At 72.1% G+C, this 17,561-nt stretch carries 16 protein-coding genes; 7 read left to right on the top strand and 9 right to left on the bottom strand.

Annotated elements, in window-relative coordinates; genetic code table 11:
* Window positions 1-52: 52 nt before the first annotated feature.
* Entirely contained in the window at window positions 53-397 is a 345-nt protein-coding gene (locus QQM72_RS17995; protein WP_314221891.1) for a YbaB/EbfC family nucleoid-associated protein, read from the bottom strand.
* A gap of 332 nt (window positions 398-729) precedes the next feature.
* Here QQM72_RS17995 and QQM72_RS17990 point away from each other — a divergent pair, with 332 nt between their 5' ends.
* Complete coding sequence (locus QQM72_RS17990; protein WP_399077656.1) at window positions 730-1,464, top strand: SLATT domain-containing protein; 735 nt, start codon at window positions 730-732, stop codon at window positions 1,462-1,464.
* A 269-nt stretch (window positions 1,465-1,733) separates the two neighbouring features.
* Here the strand turns inward: QQM72_RS17990 and QQM72_RS17985 are convergent, their stop codons facing one another.
* From QQM72_RS17985 to QQM72_RS17975, 3 genes are all read right to left on the bottom strand, one after another.
* Window positions 1,734-3,635: a serine/threonine-protein kinase gene (locus QQM72_RS17985; protein ID WP_314221889.1), complete on the bottom strand. Its 1,902-nt coding sequence runs from the start codon at window positions 3,633-3,635 to the stop codon at window positions 1,734-1,736.
* Window positions 3,636-3,728: 93 nt separating this feature from the next.
* Window positions 3,729-4,187: a MarR family winged helix-turn-helix transcriptional regulator gene (locus QQM72_RS17980; protein ID WP_314221888.1), complete on the bottom strand. Its 459-nt coding sequence runs from the start codon at window positions 4,185-4,187 to the stop codon at window positions 3,729-3,731.
* Entirely contained in the window at window positions 4,184-4,792 is a 609-nt protein-coding gene (locus QQM72_RS17975) for a type 1 glutamine amidotransferase family protein (protein WP_314221887.1), read from the bottom strand. The genes QQM72_RS17980 and QQM72_RS17975 overlap by 4 nt, the downstream gene beginning before the upstream one ends.
* A gap of 179 nt (window positions 4,793-4,971) precedes the next feature.
* On the opposite strand from QQM72_RS17975, the gene QQM72_RS17970 reads away from it, so the two are divergent.
* From QQM72_RS17970 to QQM72_RS17955, 4 genes are all read left to right on the top strand, one after another.
* Window positions 4,972-6,327: an aspartate aminotransferase family protein gene (locus QQM72_RS17970; protein WP_314221886.1), complete on the top strand. Its 1,356-nt coding sequence runs from the start codon at window positions 4,972-4,974 to the stop codon at window positions 6,325-6,327.
* Between the two features lie 271 nt (window positions 6,328-6,598).
* Complete coding sequence (locus tag QQM72_RS17965; RefSeq protein ID WP_314221885.1) at window positions 6,599-7,300, top strand: GntR family transcriptional regulator; 702 nt, start codon at window positions 6,599-6,601, stop codon at window positions 7,298-7,300.
* Window positions 7,297-9,804, top strand: coding sequence for a glycosyltransferase family 2 protein (locus QQM72_RS17960; protein WP_314221884.1), 2,508 nt, complete (start codon window positions 7,297-7,299; stop codon window positions 9,802-9,804). Before QQM72_RS17965 ends, QQM72_RS17960 begins: the two co-directional genes overlap by 4 nt.
* Before the next feature lie 59 nt (window positions 9,805-9,863).
* A complete protein-coding gene (locus QQM72_RS17955; RefSeq protein WP_142265398.1) occupies window positions 9,864-10,514 on the top strand; it encodes a hypothetical protein in 651 nt (216 codons plus the stop codon).
* A 20-nt stretch (window positions 10,515-10,534) separates the two neighbouring features.
* On the opposite strand, the gene QQM72_RS17950 is transcribed toward QQM72_RS17955, so the two are convergent.
* Together QQM72_RS17950 and QQM72_RS17945 are read right to left on the bottom strand one after the other, a co-directional pair.
* The gene (locus tag QQM72_RS17950) at window positions 10,535-10,828 is read right to left on the bottom strand and encodes a hypothetical protein (RefSeq protein ID WP_314221883.1); all 294 of its coding nucleotides are present in this window, start codon (window positions 10,826-10,828) and stop codon (window positions 10,535-10,537) included.
* A 234-nt stretch (window positions 10,829-11,062) separates the two neighbouring features.
* Window positions 11,063-12,346 (bottom strand): adenylosuccinate synthase, encoded by a 1,284-nt coding sequence (locus tag QQM72_RS17945; RefSeq protein WP_314221882.1) that lies wholly within the window; start codon window positions 12,344-12,346, stop codon window positions 11,063-11,065.
* Between the two features lie 206 nt (window positions 12,347-12,552).
* Between QQM72_RS17945 and QQM72_RS17940 the strand changes: the two genes are divergently transcribed.
* Window positions 12,553-13,425 carry a diacylglycerol kinase family protein gene (locus QQM72_RS17940; protein WP_314221881.1) on the top strand — a complete coding sequence of 291 codons (873 nt, stop codon included), beginning with the start codon at window positions 12,553-12,555 and terminating at the stop codon, window positions 13,423-13,425.
* 1 nt (window position 13,426) lies between these two features.
* Here the strand turns inward: QQM72_RS17940 and QQM72_RS17935 are convergent, their stop codons facing one another.
* Genes QQM72_RS17935 through QQM72_RS17925 form a run of 3 tightly spaced genes read right to left on the bottom strand, consistent with a single transcriptional unit; the run spans window position 13,427 to window position 15,886 of the window.
* Window positions 13,427-13,585 carry a hypothetical protein gene (locus QQM72_RS17935; protein ID WP_314221880.1) on the bottom strand — a complete coding sequence of 53 codons (159 nt, stop codon included), beginning with the start codon at window positions 13,583-13,585 and terminating at the stop codon, window positions 13,427-13,429.
* Window positions 13,586-13,622: 37 nt separating this feature from the next.
* Entirely contained in the window at window positions 13,623-14,450 is an 828-nt protein-coding gene (eutC, locus tag QQM72_RS17930) for an ethanolamine ammonia-lyase subunit EutC (RefSeq protein ID WP_314221879.1), read from the bottom strand.
* Entirely contained in the window at window positions 14,447-15,886 is a 1,440-nt protein-coding gene (locus QQM72_RS17925) for an ethanolamine ammonia-lyase subunit EutB (protein WP_314221878.1), read from the bottom strand. Before QQM72_RS17925 ends, eutC begins: the two co-directional genes overlap by 4 nt.
* A 150-nt stretch (window positions 15,887-16,036) precedes the next feature.
* Here QQM72_RS17925 and QQM72_RS17920 point away from each other — a divergent pair, with 150 nt between their 5' ends.
* Window positions 16,037-17,557, top strand: a complete 1,521-nt coding sequence (locus QQM72_RS17920; RefSeq protein WP_314221877.1) for an APC family permease — start codon at window positions 16,037-16,039, stop codon at window positions 17,555-17,557.
* The last annotated feature ends 4 nt before the right edge of the window (window positions 17,558-17,561 follow it).

Raw genomic sequence — 17,561 nt, 5'->3', positions numbered from 1 at the left:
TTGCGGTACGTACGGTAGTTGGCCGAGGCCGGTCTTAGAAAGGCGGACCGGTCTAGAAAGGCAGTCCCGGGATGCCGCTGCCGCCGCCCAGGCCCTGGGCCAGCGGGCCGAGCTTCGCCTGCTGGAGCGCCTGCGCGTTCTCGTTGGCAGCGTGGACGGCCGCGACGACCAGGTCGGCGAGGGTCTCGGTGTCGTCCGGGTCCACCGCCTTCGGGTCGATCCGCAGGGCGCGCAGCTCGCCGGAGCCGGTCACGGTGGCCTGCACCAGGCCGCCGCCCGCCTGTCCGTCGACCTCCGTGTTCGCCAGCTCCTCCTGGGCACGGGCCAGGTCCTGCTGCATCTTCTGGGCCTGCTGGAGCAGCTGCTGCATATTGGGCTGGCCACCACCGGGAATCACGATCAGCTCCTGTGTCCTACGACTGGTCCTGCGACTGTCGGGCGTGCCTTCGGGCGGGCCTTTTTCCCGCTCGGCACGAGCCTACGTGGTCTGTGCGGGTGTCGCCCCAGCACTCTTTCGAGTGAGTCAGGTGTGAGGCCTATACCTGATCAAGGCCCACTTCCGGGCGTAAAAGAGATGAAACCTTCCTCTTCGCCACCCATTGGGAGGTAGGAAAGGTCCGGCGCAGCAGCATCAGGCGTCACGGGTGTCACGCAACGTGAGCGGTCGGGATCCGTCGGGTTCCATCGGTCGGGATCAGTAGGGAGTGCCGGGTGGGTCAGCAGCCGGAGATGCAGCCCGAGGGTCCGCCTCAGGACGGGCGGAGTGAGGGCGCGGCCGGGCTGCGGCCGGGCGACCTGGCCGGGCGGACGTTCCCGCTCGGGGACTGGGGTGAGCCAGCCGAGCGGCTGGACGAGCTGTACCGGTGGGTGGAGCGCGGGGCGCTGGAGACCGCCGCCTGGTACCTCGCGGACCGGGTGTGGAAGCGGCGGGGTGCCCGGGGCCTGCGCACCGGGGCGGCGGCGGGGGCGGTGTGCGCGGCCGCGCTGCCGTTGCTGGACCTCACCCGGGTGCTGGGCGGTGTCGCTCCCTGGGGGTATCTGGCGCTGCTGGTCGCGGTGGCGTGTGCGGCGGCGGACCGGTTCTTCGGGGTGACGTCCGGCTGGATAAGGGACGTGGCCACCGCGCAGGCCGTGCAGCGCCGGCTCCAGGTGCTCCAGTTCGACTGGGCCTCGGAGAGCGTCCGGGAGGTGCTCGGCCCGGCGGAGGGTACGGCGAGCGAGGCCGCGGAGCGGTGTCTGGCGGTGCTGCGGCGGTTCTCCGAGGACGTCTCGGAGCTGGTGCGTACGGAGACGGCGGACTGGATGGTCGAGTTCCGGACCGGGCCGGCGCCCATGGGGATGCAGGGGGCGGTCGCCTCCGGCGGGCGGGCGGACGTGGGCGGGGGGTACGGACGGTTTCCGATGCCTCCGGGGGCGAACGCGCGGCCGAACATGCCTCGGCAGCGGCCGCCCGAGCCTCGGTGAGGAGCGGCTTCGCCGCGTTTCCCGCCCCCGCCCCCGCCGACCCGTCCCGTCCCGTCCTGGGGGCTGTGCCCCCGGACCCCCCTCGGCCTGGACGGCCTCGTCCTCGATCGGGGCCGGGTACGTGCGCGCAGTGGATGGCGCGGCCGTAGGGCCCTGAGGGTGCGCAGCTCGCCGAGGCCGGGGACGGCGCCGAGGCGGTCGAGCGCGCTCTCGGACGGGCTCATCGACACAGGCGCATGACCTCCGGGGTCCGGACGTTCGCGCGACGTTCACCGCCGGGTGTAGGTCAGTTTCTCCCCGGTGCCGGTGTTCACCCGGCGCAGTGTGCCGTCGGCGAGCAGGGTGACCTCGGAGGCGGCGCCCGGACTGCACGAGGAGAGGGGTTCACCGGTGGTGACCTTGGACGGGCCTATCTTCAACGGGCCTTCACCGCCCGGCTGTTCGGAGAGTGCGGCACTGAACTCGCAGTGGTAGCCGTCCCCGTCGGCGACGAGGGCGAGCACCGCGTCGCCGACCTTGCCCTGGGCGAGGGTCAGCCGGCGCGTGTTCGTGCCGCTCTCGTTCTCGATCGTGGTGGTCCAGGTGCCGAGGTAGGCCGCCGGGACCAGCCCGCTCGCCGAGGACGCGGAGGGCGACGCGGAAGGGGAAGTCGACGAGTCCGGCGAGGGCAGCTCCGAGGCCTTCGCGGAGGAGGACGTCGAGCCGCCGGACGTGGTCGGCGCGGCGTTCGCGGCGGCATCGTCGTCACCGTTCATGAACGTGTACACCGAGCCGCCCGCGGCGATCGCGACCACCAGGGCGACGGCGACGAGCACGGCGGTCGTCCGGCCGCTGCGGCGCGGTGGCTCCTGTGGGCTGGCGGGGCCGGCCGGCCCGTACGGGTCGTGCGCGGGAGCGGCGCCGGGGCCCGCGGGGCCGTCCGCGTAAGGGTTGTACGGCGCCGCCCCGCCCGGTGCCGCGGACCAGCCGGCCGGCTGCTGCGGCTGCTGCGGATGGCCGTAGGCGGCCTGGGCCTGCTGCGGATGCTGCTGGGGGTAGCCGTACACCGGGTGGGCCGGGGCGGCCTGTCCGGGCGGGCGGGGCTGCGCCGGGATTCCGTCGGCGCCCGCGACCAGGGTGGGGCGGCGGTCCGGCGAGGGCGCGTGGCCGCGGGGGCCCGAGTGTTCCGGGAAGGCCTCGGGGGCGCTCGCCGCGTGGTCGAGGAGGGTGGGGCGGGCCCCGTGGCCGGAGGTGGACGGGCCCGCGCCCTCCGGGTCCTCCACTTCCAGCAGTCGCACGGCGTGGCGGCCGAGCTGTGCCACGAGGGCACCGGGCAGCCAGGGATCGCGGGAGCGGCCGTCGGAGACGGTGTCGTCGACGCCGGTGAGTTCCAGGACCCGGTCGAGGGAGGGCCGGGCGCCCGGGTCCTTGCGCAGACAGGCGCGGACCAGGTCGGCGATGCCCTCGGGGACGCCCGTGAGGTCGGGTTCGTCCTCGGCGATGCGGAACATCAGGGCGTGTGCCGCGCTGTCGGCGGAGCCGAAGGGGAGGGTGCCGGTCGCGGCGTAGGTGATGACCGAGCCGAGGCAGAAGACGTCGCTGGCGGGCGTCACCGGGTCGCCGCGCAGTTGCTCGGGGGCCATGAAGCCGGGCGAGCCGATCACCGCGCCGGTCTGGGTCAGCCGGCTGTCGCCGGTCACGCTCTCCAGCGCCCGCGCGACGCCGAAGTCGATGACCCGGGGCCCCTCGATGGTGACCATCACGTTCGACGGCTTGAGGTCACGGTGGACGATCCCGGCCGCGTGGATGTTGGCCAGCGCGTGCGCGAGCCCGGCGGCGAGGATGCGCACCGACCGCTCGGGCAGCGGACCGTGGTCGTGGCTCACGACCTGCTGGAGGCTCGGCCCGGCGACATAGCCGGTGGCGACCCAGGGCACGGCGGCCTCGGTGTCGGCGTCGAGGACGGGCGCGGTCCAGAAGCCGCCGACCCGCTGCGCGTTGCGCACCTCCTGCCGGAACCGGGCCCGGAACTCCTCGCGCGCCGCCAGTTCCCGCCGGACCAGCTTCACGGCGACCGTGCGTCCCCGGTCCGAGCGGGCGAGGTAGACCTGCCCCATGCCGCCCGCGCCCAGCCGCGCGAGCAGCCGGTAGCCGCCGATGCGCTGCGGGTCCCCCGGGCCCAGCTTCTCCATCGCAGCGCCGCCTTTCCCGCACATGTGTGATCGAGACATGTGCAACCCAGCCGAGAATAATCCGGCGGTTCGGGGAGTAGTGCGGTGCGGTGTCTACGGTTGCGTAACAGCGGGCTCCAGGCCGTCCAGCACCTTGGACAGCCGTTCCAGTACATGGACGGCCTCGGCGAGCTCCGCCTGCCCGAACGCCTCCGCCAGCCGGTCGGCGAGGGCCTCGTGCCCGGGGTGGATACGGGCGACCGCGGCCCGCCCCGCCGCCGTGGGCGCGAGCAGCTTGGCGCGCCGATGGGCGGGGTTCGGCCGGTACTCGGCGAGGCCCTGCTCCACCAGCAGGTCGGCGACGCGCTGGACGCTCTGCCGGGTGATGCCCATGGCGCGGGCGATGCCGGACACGGGCAGCGGGTCGCCGAGCACCGCGCCGAGCACCTGCCACCGGGCGGCGGTGAGCCCGGCGGGCCCGGCCAGTTCCTCGGCCACGGTGAGGAACTGGCCGTTCAGCCGGAACACCCCGAGGGCGCTGCGGCTGAGCAGGTCCTGCCGTTCCCTGCTCACCGGCCGGCCGTCGCCTTCTCCAGCACCTCGTACGCCGCCGGGTCGGAGTCGTGGAACAGCCGGTACCAGGCGTCCAGCACCGCGCCCTCGTACACGCCGAGCAGCCGGAAGATCTCGCGCGCGAAGGCGACCGGCTCGGTCGGTCCGGCGGTGATCAGGTTCGAGTCGGTGACCGCGTCCGCCTCGACGTACCGGTCGCCGCCCGCGTAGCCGGTCGCCGCCAGATAGAAGGAGACCGCGCCGGTGTGGTCCCGGTCGTCGAGCAGGCCTTCGCGGGCGAGTCCCGCGGTGGCCCCGCAGATCGCGGCGACGGGCACCCCGGCGTCGAGGAACGCGCGTGCCGTGCGGGCGAAGGGCGCGAGGTCGTCGGAGGTGTCCCAGCGGTCGGCGCCCGGCAGGATCAGCAGCGAGCTGTCCTCGGGCCGTACGGCGTCCAGCGCCAGGTCGGGCCGGATCCTCAGTCCGCCGGCGCTGACCACCGGCTCCCCCGACCCGCCGACCGTGCGGATCTCGTACCCGTTGCGCGCCAGGTACGCCGTCGCGAACCCCGTCTCCCAGTCGGCGAGCGTGTCGTACACGGCGAGATGCACCGGCTTGCGGCTCATGGTTCCTCCTCGTGAGCGAAATCCTTATGACAGCAACCTGTCATTACGACAGCACGCTGTCAACACACCCGGATCCCCCCGGCCCCTCCCCACGCCCGACAACCTGTCGCGGAATCGCCCCCTCCACGGAACAGGACGCCGATACCGCTTCCGCATCGCGGACATTTACGCTCACTGACATGACCCCTCAGTCCAGCCCCCAGGCCGGCGCCGCCGTGAAGGCCGCGGACCGCGCGCATGTCTTCCACTCCTGGTCCGCCCAGGAGCTCATCGACCCGCTCGCCGTGGCCGGCGCGGAGGGGTCGTACTTCTGGGACTACGACGGCAAGCGGTACCTCGACCTCACCAGCGGGCTCGTCTACGCCAACATCGGCTACCAGCACCCGAAGGTCGTCGCCGCGATCCAGGAGCAGGCCGCACACCTGACCACCTTCGCGCCCGCCTTCGCCGTCGAGGCCCGTTCGGAGGCGGCCCGGCTGATCGCCGAGCGGACCCCCGGCGACCTGGACAAGATCTTCTTCACCAACGGCGGGGCCGACGCGGTCGAGCACGCCGTGCGCATGGCCCGGCTGCACACCGGGCGCGCCAAGGTGCTGTCCGCCTACCGCTCGTACCACGGCGGCACCCAGCAGGCCGTGAACCTCACCGGCGACCCGCGCCGCTGGGCCTCCGACAGCGCGACGGCCGGGGTCGTCCACTTCTGGGCGCCGTACCTGTACCGCTCCCGCTTCTACGCGGAGACGGAGGAGCAGGAGACCGCGCGGGCGCTCGAGCACCTGGAGACGACGATCGCCTTCGAGGGGCCGGGGACGATCGCCGCGATCATCCTGGAGACCGTCCCGGGCACCGCCGGGATCATGGTCCCGCCGCCCGGCTATCTCGCCGGGGTGCGCCGACTCTGCGACCAGTACGGGATCGTCTTCGTCCTGGACGAGGTCATGGCCGGGTTCGGCCGCACCGGTGAGTGGTTCGCCGCCGACCTGTTCGACGTGACGCCCGACCTGATGACCTTCGCCAAGGGCGTGAACAGCGGATACGTGCCGCTCGGCGGGGTGGCGATCTCCGGCGCGATCGCGGAGACCTTCGCCAGGCGGCCCTACCCGGGCGGTCTGACGTACTCCGGGCACCCGCTGGCCTGCGCGGCCGCCGTCGCGACGATCAACGTCATGGCGGAGGAGGGCATCGTCGAGAACGCGAAGAACCTGGGCGCCTCGGTCGTCGAGCCGGGGCTGCGGGAACTGGCCGAGCGGCACGGATGCGTCGGCGAGGTGCGCGGGGTCGGCATGTTCTGGGCCCTGGAACTGGTGAAGAACCGGGAGACCCGCGAGCCGCTCGTGCCGTACAACGCGGCGGGCGAGGCCAACGCGGCCATGGCCGCCTTCGGCGCGGCGGCCAAGAAGGCCGGGGTGTGGCCGTTCGTGAACATGAACCGCACCCACTTCGTGCCGCCGCTCAACGTCTCCGAGTCCGAGATCAAGGAGGGCCTCGCAGCCCTGGACACGGCGCTTTCGGTGGCCGACGAGTACACGGACTAGAGACGGACGCCGGGCCGGGCGCGGCCGGGCGAGGGCCGGTCCCGGCGCTTCGGCGGGCCGGTGGCGCGGCAGAACGGGCAGGACGAGTCCGGTCAGGGCGCCGCGCCCCCTCAGGGGCGCAGGAAGCCGCGCGGCCGGCCCCCGCCGGCCCGCACCCGAGAACGCGGCAGTCGTCCAAGGTCTTGATTTCGTCGAACGCGTAAGGTGGCGTGCTCGTACATACCGACGAGCACGCCGCTTTTCCGCACCTGACGATGGAGACGCCCCGACCATGCCCGGCAGCACCGGCAACGGAGCCGTGACGCGCAGCACCCTGCGACAGCAGATCGCCGACGCGTTGCGCGACGAGGTGCTGGGGGGACGGCTCCAGCCGGGCCAGGAGTTCACCGTCAAGGAGATCGCCGAGCAGTACGGCGTCTCCGCGACCCCCGTCCGCGAGGCCCTCGTCGACCTCTCCGCGCAGGGCCTCCTGGAGGCCGACCAGCACCGGGGCTTCCGGGTCCACGAGTACTCCGTCGCGGACTTCCGGGGCATGATCGAGGCGCGCAGTCTGATCATCGAGGGGATGTTCCTCGCCCTGGACGAGGGCCGTCAGCGCCACCACAACTACGAGGACCCGCGGACCGCCGCCGCCATAGCGGGGGTGCGCCGCCGTGGCGAGGAGGCGCAGCGGGCCGCGGCCGCCGGTGACCTGACCGTCCTCATCGGCTACGACCTGCGCTTCTGGCGCGAGCTGAGCGCCCTGTTCGGCAACCCCTATCTCACCGACTTCCTGCACCGGCTGCGGCTCCAGTCCTGGGTGTGCACGGTGCAGCACCTGCGTCGGCCGACCGATCTGCGCGGCCACCTGTGGTCCGGCCACACCGAACTGGTCGACGCCCTGTACGACCGCGACACCGTCACCGCCCGGGCGATGCTCGCCGCGTACAACGACGACTCCATCGCCCTGATCGAGCGACTGGCGGCGGAATGATCAGGGCGCAAGCCCCTGGCCCGCCCGCCCCCGGCACGCCCGCTACCGGCACGTCCCCCACCGGCACACCCGCGCACCGCACCGCGCCCGTCGAGCTCTCCGTCGTCATCCCCGCCTACAACGAGGAGCGCCGGCTCGGTCACACCCTGGACGCCGTCACCCGCTACCTCGACGCGACCGGGAGCCACTGGCGCACCTGGGAGATCCTGGTCGCCGACGACGGTTCCACCGACGCCACCCGTGAGCTGGTCACCGTCCGCCGCGATCCCCGGGTGAAGCTCGTCGCGGGCTCCGGCAACCGGGGCAAGGGCCACGCCCTGCGCCGCGGTGTCGCCGCCGGCCGGGGCCGCCAGGTACTGGTCATGGACGCCGATCTCGCCACTCCCGTCGAGGAGTTGGAGCGCCTGGAGAAGGCGCTCGCGGACGGCAACGCGGCGGCGATCGGCTCGCGGGCCGTACCCGGCGCGACCCTCGGCGACCGTCAGCACCGGATACGCGAACTCGCCGGCCGGGCGGGCAACCTGCTCATCCGCGGGACGACCCTGCGCGGGACGCGCGACACCCAGTGCGGGTTCAAGCTGTTCGACGGCGACAAGGCCCGTGCCGCCTTCGCCGCCTCCCGCCTCGACGGCTGGGCCATCGACGTGGAGGTGCTGCGCCACTTCCAGCGGGTCGGCTGGCCGGTCGCCGAGGTGCCCGTGCACTGGTCGCACCAGCCCGGCTCGAAGGTCCGTCCGGCGGACTACCTCCGGGTCCTGCGCGATCTGGTCCGGCTCCGGATCCCGGTGCCCAGACCCGCGGACGCCGTCGCCGTCCTGCTGTTCCTCGCGATGGCGGTGGCCCTCTACTCCGGCCGCCTCCTCGACCCCGCCCACCGCTATCTCACCGACTCCCTCCAGGACCAGAACCAGTGGGAGTGGTTCTTCGCGGTGACCGCCGACAACATCGCTCACCTGCGCAATCCCCTCTTCACCGGCCTCCAGGGCGCCCCGGACGGCGTGAACCTGATGGCCAACACCACGATGCTCGGCCTGTCCGTCCCGCTCACGCCCGTCACACTGCTGTCCGGGCCGGCCGTCACGCTGAACCTGGTGATGACGCTGGGCCTGGCCGCGACGGCCGTCGCCTGGTACCGGCTGATCGTGAAACGGCTCGTCCGCGGGCGGGCGGCCGCCTTCGCCGGAGCCGCGCTGGCCACGTTCGCGCCGCCCATGGTCAGCCACGCCAACGCGCACCCGAACTTCGTCGTGCTGTTCATGATCCCGCCGATCATCGACCGCGCGCTGCGGCTCACGGCCGGTGACCGGGTCACCCGCAACGCGGTCGTCCTCGGCCTGATGGCGGCCTACCAGTTCTTCCTCGGCGAGGAGCCGCTGCTGCTCGCCGCGATGGGCATGCTGCTGTTCGCGGTCGCCTACGCAGCGGCACGCCCCGACGTCGCGCGGAACGCCGTACGGCCCCTGCTGAACGGTCTGGCGGTCGCCGCCGCCGTCTGCCTCCCGCTCGTCGTCTACCCGCTGGCCTGGCAGTTCTCCGGCCCGCAGAGCTACACCGGCATCGACCACGGCACCGCGCCCGGCGTCGCCAACTCCGTCCGGGCGCTGCTCTCCTTCGCCGAGCGCTCCCTGATCGCCGGCGACGCCCACCGCGCCGACGCCCTCTCCCTGAACCCGACCGAACAGAACGCCTTCTACGGCTGGCCGCTGGTGCTGCTCGCGTTCGCGATCGCGGCGGGGCTCCGGCGGCGGCCGGCGGTCAAGGCGCTCGCCGGTACGGCGGCGGCCGCGGCCGTGCTGTCGCTCGGCTCGCGCATCCACCTCCCGCTCACCGACACCACCGTCCCCGGCCCCTGGGCCGCGCTGGCCGGCCTGCCGCTCTTCGATTCGGTCATCGAGAGCCGGGTGGCGCTGGTCTGCGCCCCGCCCCTGGGCATGCTGCTCGCCCTGGCGGTCGACCGCCTCGACCGGGCCCGCCGACTGGGCGCGCAGTACGCCGGTCTGCTCGCCGTCTGCCTCGCGCTGCTCCCCCTCGTCCCCGCCCCGCTGAGATCCGAGCCGCGCGCCGAGGTGCCCGCCTTCTTCACCGACGGCGCCTGGAAGACCTACGTCCGGGGAGACGAGACCCTGGTCCCGGTGCCGCTCGCCGAACCCGAGAACGCCGAGGCGCTGCGCTGGCAGACGGCGGCCGGACTCGGCTTCCGGATGCCCGGCGGCTACTTCAACGGACCGTACGGCGACGGCGACCGCACCGGCGTCTACGGCGTCCCGCTGCGCTTCACGGCGAGTCTGCTGCGGGACGTGCGGTACACGGGCGTCGTCCCGGTGATCGACGCACGGGCCCGGGCCGAGACCCGCGAGGACCTCGCGTACTGGCGGGCGGGCGCCCTGGTGCTGGCCCCGCAACCGCACGAGGACCGGCTGCGTGAGACGGTGGAGAAGCTGGTCGGCCGACCGGGTAGGCGGGTGGCCGGAGTGTGGGTATGGGATCTGCACAGGGGGAGCTGACGCGGGTCGCACCGACTAGTCTTCCCTGACCGGTCACCGTACTGAGTGAGGAGCTCTCTTTGGCCTGTGACCTGTGGCTGGTGCCACTCGTCGACGTGTTGTGCCACACCCCCGACAATCCCTTCGCCGACGAACTCGCCCAGTACAACAAGGTGCTGGCCGAGGCGGGTCTGCCGCCCGTGCCGGTGTACCAGTACATGCCGGGGCTGTCCGGCGAGGTCGCCCCGGTGGCGGGCTTCGACTACGACGCCCTCCACTTCCTGCGCCGCGCCTACCTCCTCCAGGTGTGCGGGCTGCCGGTGACGCCGGTGGACGCGCTGGGCGGCGACTACGAGCAGCTCCTGGAGATGTTCGAGGCGACGGCCCAGCAGTCGCACCTGGTCTGGCACTACGACCACGCGGGCGCCTACGTCCCGGTCGACTTTCCGCAGCCCCTGTCCAACGACGAACTCCTCGCGGGCGGCGGACCCCTGGGGTCCGCGCAGTCCCTGCTGCGGGAACTGGAGTTCGTGGCCCCGTCGATCGGCATCGATCCGGCCAATCCGCCGTTGGCTCCGCAACCGCCCGCCGGGCCCACGGAGTTGGAGGAGCCCGCCGTCGCGGCGCCGTACGACTCCAGCCCCTTCGCGCGCGAGCGGCACGTCTGGCTGGGGCTGCATGCGGCGGCGACGCGAAGCCTGGCGCAGGGGTCGATGATCGTGTTCAGCTGAGCGGTCGGCCGGGTGGGCGGTCAACGGCCGAGCTGCGAGAGGCCCTTCTGCATGTCCTCCCTGTTCATCACCGGGGTGTAGGAGATCTCGGCCCCGAGGTGGAGGAAGAACGGCTCGCTGAGCACGGGCATCTGCGCGCTCTCTTCCATGTCGAAGAACAGGAAGGCGGTGCGCTTGCCGTGGTCGGTGGTGAAGTAGGCGGCCTCGGGCTTGAGCTGCGCCATGGACTCCTCCATCAGCTTCCCGAGGGTGCCGTTCCGGATGGCCTCGTTCGCCTTCTCGGTGTCCATGGACGCCTTCAGCATCATGCGCATCGCAGTCACTTCCTTCTGGTCGACGCACACGCCCGTCAGTCCCAGGATATGCCTGTATGCGGCATTTCTCCCTTGGTGCGGGACCGGCCGGCCGGCGTCGGAAGACAGCCGTGCCGGCCTGCGTCGGCTTGCAGTCCCGGAAGGAGCTTCCTGCCGTGCGGGGTGTTGCCGTAGCAGGCCTTGGGCCGGTCGAGGATGTCCAGGACCGGCCCAGGCCGAGCTGCCGCCGTGGGACTACAGGAACGAGTTGATCTCGATCGTCTCGTCCCGGCCCGGGCCCACGCCGATCGCGGAGATCGGGGCGCCGGACATCTCCTCCAGCGCCTTGACGTACGCCTGGGCGTTCTTCGGCAGGTCGGAGAAGGACTTCGCCTTGGTGATGTCCTCGGACCAGCCGGGCAGGGTCTCGTAGATCGGCTTCGCGTGGTGGAAGTCGCTCTGCGAGTAGGGGAGTTCCTCGACGCGCTTGCCGTCGATCTCGTACGCCACGCAGACCGGGATCCGCTCCCAGCCGGTCAGGACGTCGAGCTTCGTCAGGAAGAAGTCCGTCAGGCCGTTCACGCGGGTCGCGTAGCGGGCGATGACCGCGTCGAACCAGCCGCAGCGGCGGTCACGACCGGTCGTCACGCCCCGCTCGCCGCCGATGCGGCGCAGCGCCTCGCCGTCCTCGTCGAACAGCTCGGTCGGGAACGGGCCCGAGCCGACACGGGTCGTGTAGGCCTTCAGGATGCCGATGACCCGGCTGATCTTCGTCGGGCCCACGCCCGCGCCCGTGCAGGCGCCGCCCGCGGTCGGGTTCGACGAGGTGACGAAGGGGTACGTGCCGTGGTCGATGTCGAGGAGCGTGCCCTGACCGCCCTCGAAGAGGACGACCTTGTCCGCCTCGAGCGCCTGGTTGAGGAGCAGGACCGTGTCGGTGACGTACGGGGCGAGCTTCTCCGCGTAGCCGAGCAGTTCCTCGACGACCTGGTCGACCGCGATCGCGCGGCGGTTGTACAGCTTGGTCAGCAGCTGGTTCTTGCCGTCCAGCGCCGCCTCGACCTTCTGGGTGAGGATCGACTCGTCGTACAGGTCCTGGACCCGGATGCCGACCCGGTTGATCTTGTCGGCGTAGGTCGGGCCGATACCGCGGCCGGTGGTGCCGATCTTGCGCTTTCCGAGGAAGCGTTCCGTCACCTTGTCGACAGTGACGTTGTACGGGGTGATGATGTGCGCGTTGCCGCTGATCAGCAGCTTCGACGTGTCGACGCCGCGCTCGTTCAGACCGCTCAGCTCGGAGAGCAGGACCGACGGGTCGACAACGACACCGTTACCGATGACCGGCGTACAGCCGGGTGACAGAATTCCCGAAGGGAGCAGGTGGAGTGCGTACTTCTGGTCGCCCACGACGACCGTGTGGCCGGCGTTGTTGCCGCCCTGGTAACGCACTACGTAATCCACCGAGCCACCGAGAAGGTCGGTGGCCTTTCCCTTGCCTTCGTCACCCCACTGAGCACCGAGCAGCACAAGTGCGGGCACGCGCGTACACCCCTTCCGGGTGGGGCATGTCCAAGGCCAGGGGCGTACGCGGTGGCACTTTCCACCGCGTGCACCACGTGCACCGCGACCGTCGTCGGTCGCCGCTTGTCGGACCCGGATGCCCCGGAATAGACCAAGCCCCTGGCGCAATAGCGCAAGGGGCTCTTGCACAAAGATGCTACCCGAGGAAGCGAGGCAGGACCGAGGTGGCGACTTTCGCGACGTCCGATCAGCTGCTGGTGATCATCGATCCGGTCGCCCGGCGCTGGGACGGGGAGTCCGTACGCATCGCGAAAGACGTGCTCAGCGCGGGTGCGGCGAGTACGAAGGTGTGCCTGCCCGAGGACCAGGAGGAATTCGCCCGGGTGCTGGCCCGGCGGGGCTCGCGGCGGCCGGTGGTCGTCGGCGACGACCGCGCGCTGATGCGGGCGGTGGCCCTGCTGCACCGGCAGCGGGCGCTGGCCGAAACCGTGCTGTCGGTGGTGCCGGTGGGCGCGGGCCTGGGCGTCTCGCACGCCCTGGGGGTGCCCACGGGTGCGGTGGCGGCGGCCCGGGCCGTCCTGGACGGCGCCGAGCGGCGTCTGGACGTACTGGTGGACGACAGCGACGGGGTGGTGCTGGGCGCGCTGCGGATCCCGCCGGTGCCGCTCGCCGCGCAGCCGGAGCCGACCGTGGCCGAGGCCGGGCTCGTGCAGGGTGGCGGCCACCCCTGGCTGCGGACCTACCAGTCGCTCTTCCGGACGCTGGTGCCGTCACGGCCGTCCCGGCTGTCCGCCGCCCCGGCCACGCCCGGACCGGCCCGGCTGCGGATCGAGGTCGACGGGGTGACCCTGGTCGACCTCGACCAGCCGGTGGAGGCGGTGTCGGTGACCCCGGGACCCTCCGGCACGGCGTTCGTGCGGGTCCGGCCGCTGTCCCTGGGCGCGGTGGCGGTGCCCCTGGAGGCACGGGGGCGGACGGTGACCGTCTCGGGCGCGGACTTCCGCTACCGGGCGGACGCGGCGGTCGCGGGGCCGGTACGGGTGCGCACCTGGACGGTGCGCGAGGGGGCGCTGGGGCTGATGCTGCCGGGGCGGTGAGTCAGACCTGCCCGTTGTCCTTCGGGGCCCCGAAGGAGGTGGTGTCGAGAACGCAGTCGAACGGGGCGGGAATCGCGGGCTTCTCGCCGAACGGCATGGTGCAGTGCGACTCGTACCGTTCGGTGCCGCTTGTCGTCGGTCGCTCCGTCACCAACGTCATGATGCGCCCTCACCTTCGCCACGAAACCATCCGCCACTCACGGCAGTCGCTCGACTACGGACTCGTCGCCGGATTCGTCCTTCAGGGCAACCCCCGACCGCCCCAGCTCCCGCGCCCGCGCCAGCAGCGCCACCAGCTTCGTCGCCGCCGTCTCGTAGGCGAGGCCCAGCGGCGGGCGGATGTTGGACAGGCAGTTGCGGTCGGCGTCGGTGGTGACGCCCGGCACGGGCCGGTGGGTCAGGTACGCGCCCAGGGAGTCCGCCGCCGACATGCCGGGGCGTTCGCCGACGAGGAGCACCACGGCCGTGGCGCCCATGGCGTGCGCGATGTCGTCACCGAGGGCCACCCGGGCCTGTTCGGCGAGGACGACGGGCGCCACCCGGGTGCCGGACGGCAGCCGCGCGGCCGTCGCCCGGATCACCGCCGCCGCGTGCTCGTGCACCGCCCGGCCGGAGAGCCCGTCGGCGACCACGAAGACGACGTCCCACTCGCCCGTGGGCAGATGGGCCCGGTCGACGGGGTTCAGCCGGCGGCCCAGGTCGGGGCGCTGGAGGTAGGTGAGGCGGTCGGGGGCGGCGCTGCGGACCCGGACCACCGGCGTGCCGGTCAGCCGCGCCGCCACCGCGTCCGGGTCGAACGGCGAGTGCACCGCGTCCCGGGCGGCGGCGTGCGCCGCCTGGAGTTCCAGGCGGTGCCGGGTGGGCAGGGCGGAACCGGCCCGGCCCAGGCCGATACGGGCCTGGGTACGCAGGCGCAGGGACGCCCACAGCTCGCTTTCGCCGTCGGTGACCTGGCCGTCGGTGACCTGATTGACGGCGACCTGGCCGTCGGCGACCTGGGTGTCGGTGACCTGGTTGAGGGTCATGCCGCGAGCTCCCGTCCGGTGGCGTGTCCGGTGGTCCCGCCGATGGCGGGCCCGGTGGTGGCGATCTCCGTCAGCGGGTGGGCCGTTCCGGACAGCTCGCGGATGCCGCCGCGCGGGTCCAGCAGCCCGATCGAATCCAGCCATGCCTCGAACTCCGGCGCCGGGCGCAGCCCCAGCACCTCCCGCAGGTACAACGCGTCGTGGTACGAGGCCGACTGGTAGTTGAGCATGATGTCGTCGCCGCCCGGGGTGCAGATCACGAAGGAGGCCCCGGCGACGCCGAGCATCGTCAGCATCGTGGCGATGTCGTCGTCATCGGCGTCGGCGTGGTTGGTGTAGCAGATGTCCAGGCCCATGGGCAGGCCGAGCAGCTTGCCGCAGAAGTGGTCCTCCAGGGCGGCGCGCAGGATCTGCCGACCGTCGTAGAGGTACTCCGGGCCGATGAAACCGACGACCGTGTTCACCAGCAGCGGGTCGTAGCGGCGGGCGACCGCGTACGCCCGCGCCTCGACCGTCTGCTGGTCGACCCCGTGGTGCGCGCCGGCGGAGAGGGCACTGCCCTGCCCGGTCTCGAAGTACATGACGTTCCGGCCGACGGTCCCCCGCTCCAGCGCCAGCGCCGCCTCGTACGCCTCGTCGAGCAGGCCGAGGGTGACCCCGAAGGAGGCGTTCGCGGCCTGGGTGCCGGCGATGGACTGGAAGACGAGGTCGACGGGGGCGCCCCGCTCCATCAGGTCCACGCTGGTGGTGACGTGGCACAGCACGCAGGACTGGGTGGGGATCGCGTACCGGCCGATCACCCCGTCCAGCAGTTCCAGCAGGTCCCGTACGGCCTTCGGGCTGTCGGTGGCCGGATTGACGCCGATCACCGCGTCGCCGGAGCCCAGCAGCAGACCGTCGAGAAGCGCGGCCGCGACGCCCGCCGGGTCGTCGGTCGGGTGGTTGGGCTGGAGCCGGGTGGCCAGTCGGCCGGGCAGCCCGATGGTCGAGCGGAACGCGGTGACCACCCGTACCTTCCGGGCCACCGCCACCAGATCCGCGTTCCCCATGAGCTTGCAGACGGCGGCCGTCATCTCCGGGGTGAGTCCGGGGGCCAGCGCGGCCAGCGTCATCGCGTCCGCGGCCTCCGACAGCAGCCACTCCCGCAGCTCCCCGACCGTCATCGACGCGACCGGCGCGAAGGCGGCCGGGTCGTGGGTGTCGAGGATGAGGCGGGTGACGTCGTCGTCCTCGTACGGGATCAGGGGCCGGGTCAGGAAGTCGGTCAGCGGCACCTCCGCCAGCGCCCAGCGCGCGGCGACCCGCTGCCGGGCGTCCCGCGCCGCGAGACCGGCCAGGCGGTCGCCGGAGCGTTCGGGGCTCGCGGCGGCGAGCAGCCGGGCGAGCGAGTCGAAGCGGTACCGCTCGCCGCCGAGGGTGGAGGTGTAGGCGCTCATGGCGGCGACCGTACGAGGCGCGTGTTGCGACCAGATTTCTAAAGGTCTGGTTGACAAGCATTTAACGTCCCGACACCCTTGACCGACTCATTCGGGCTACAGAGTTCCGGTCCAGCACAGCAGCGGACGACCAGGAGAGGGGCCACCCCGATGGCAGTGGACGAGGGCATCGCCTCAGCGGCGGAAACAGCGGCGAAGTCAGGCGGGGAAGGCACCGTTCACCGGCTCAAGCCCAACGCCATCGGCCTGCTCGGGGTGGTCTTCATGGCCGTCGCGACGGCCGCGCCGATCACCGCGATGACCGGCAACGTGCCCTTCATGGTGTCGTCGGGCAACGGCATCGGCGCCCCGGCGAGCTACCTCGTCGCAATGGTCGTCCTGGCAATCTTTTCCGTCGGCTTCACCTCGATGGCGAAGCACATCACCTCGACGGGCGCCTTCTACGGCTTCATCTCCTACGGCCTCGGCCGCTCGGTCGGACTCGCCTCGGGGCTGCTCGCGACCTTCGCGTACGTGGTGTTCGAGCCGGCACTGATCGGCATCTTCTCGACCTTCGCCACCACCACCCTGCACGACCAGACCGGCCTCGACATCCCCTGGTGGGCGTTCGCGGTGCTGATGCTCGCGGTCAACGCGACGGGCACCTGGTTCGGCGTCTCCGTCGCCGAGAAGCTGCTCGTCGTCCTGCTCGCCACCGAGGTGACGATCCTCGCGGCGATGGCGGTCTCGGTCGCCTTCCACGGCGGCGGCCCGGACGGCTTCGGCATCGACCCGGTCAACCCGGTCAACGCCTTCAAGGGGACCAGCGCGGGCCTCGGGCTCTTCTTCGCGTTCTGGTCGTGGGTCGGCTTCGAGTCGACGGCGATGTACGGCGAGGAGTCGCGCAACCCGAAGAAGATCATCCCCAAGGCCACGATGATCTCGGTGCTGGGCGTCGGCGTCTTCTACGTGTTCGTCTCCTGGATGGCCATCACGGGCACCGGACAGTCGTCGGCCGTCAAGGTCGCCACCGACAACCCGCTCGGTCTGTTCTTCGGCCCCACCGAGCGGTATGTCGGCCACTGGGCCGTCGACGTCATGCAGTGGCTGATGATCACCGGTTCGCTGGCCTGCGGCATGGCCTTCCACAACTGCGCCGCCCGCTACATGTACGCCCTGGGTCGCGAGGGCGTGCTGCCCTCCCTGAAGAACACCGTCGGCCGCACCCACGCCCGGCACGGCTCCCCGCACATCGCGGGCCTGGTCCAGACCGTCGTCTCGGCCGTTCTGATCGGCGCGTTCTGGGCGGCCGGCAAGGACCCGTACACCGGCACGTACGTGCTGCTCGCGATCCTCGGCACGATGGCGATCCTGGTGGTGCAGGCGGTGTGCTCGTTCGCCGTGCTGGTCTACTTCCGTTCCCACCACCCCGAGAGCCGGCACTGGTTCAGGACGTTCACCGCCCCGCTCGTCGGCGGCGTCGCGATGCTCGCCGTGGTCGCGCTCCTGGTGTCCAACATGGCCGTCGCGGCGGGACCGGAGTCGGGTTCGCTGGTGCTGAAGGCGACGCCGTGGCTGGTCGCGCTGATCGCGGTGGCCGGCGTGGGCTACGCCCAGTACCTCAAGCGGCGGGACCCGTCCCGCTACCTGCTGCTGGGGCGGACGGTACTGGAGGAGACGAAGGAGCGCTGAACGG

Source organism: Streptomyces zaehneri (genome assembly GCF_032248645.1).
In the GTDB taxonomy this organism is placed as follows: domain Bacteria; phylum Actinomycetota; class Actinomycetes; order Streptomycetales; family Streptomycetaceae; genus Streptomyces; species Streptomyces coriariae.
The sequence above is the reverse complement of the archived record's forward strand: the minus strand, read 5'-3'. Positions and strand labels throughout refer to the sequence as shown.

What these genes read in the sequence shown, in the direction of transcription:
- QQM72_RS17990 (WP_399077656.1), top strand. Translation starts at nt 730, where the DNA reads ATGCAGCCCGAGGGTCCGCCTCAGGACGGGCGGAGTGAGGGCGCGGCC.
- QQM72_RS17985 (WP_314221889.1), bottom strand. Translation starts at nt 3,635, where the DNA reads ATGGAGAAGCTGGGCCCGGGGGACCCGCAGCGCATCGGCGGCTACCGG.
- QQM72_RS17975 (WP_314221887.1), bottom strand. Translation starts at nt 4,792, where the DNA reads ATGAGCCGCAAGCCGGTGCATCTCGCCGTGTACGACACGCTCGCCGAC.
- QQM72_RS17970 (WP_314221886.1), top strand. Translation starts at nt 4,972, where the DNA reads ATGACCCCTCAGTCCAGCCCCCAGGCCGGCGCCGCCGTGAAGGCCGCG.
- QQM72_RS17965 (WP_314221885.1), top strand. Translation starts at nt 6,599, where the DNA reads ATGCCCGGCAGCACCGGCAACGGAGCCGTGACGCGCAGCACCCTGCGA.
- QQM72_RS17960 (WP_314221884.1), top strand. Translation starts at nt 7,297, where the DNA reads ATGATCAGGGCGCAAGCCCCTGGCCCGCCCGCCCCCGGCACGCCCGCT.
- QQM72_RS17950 (WP_314221883.1), bottom strand. Translation starts at nt 10,828, where the DNA reads ATGCGCATGATGCTGAAGGCGTCCATGGACACCGAGAAGGCGAACGAG.
- QQM72_RS17935 (WP_314221880.1), bottom strand. Translation starts at nt 13,585, where the DNA reads ATGACGTTGGTGACGGAGCGACCGACGACAAGCGGCACCGAACGGTAC.
- eutC (WP_314221879.1), bottom strand. Translation starts at nt 14,450, where the DNA reads ATGACCCTCAACCAGGTCACCGACACCCAGGTCGCCGACGGCCAGGTC.
- QQM72_RS17925 (WP_314221878.1), bottom strand. Translation starts at nt 15,886, where the DNA reads ATGAGCGCCTACACCTCCACCCTCGGCGGCGAGCGGTACCGCTTCGAC.
- QQM72_RS17920 (WP_314221877.1), top strand. Translation starts at nt 16,037, where the DNA reads ATGGCAGTGGACGAGGGCATCGCCTCAGCGGCGGAAACAGCGGCGAAG.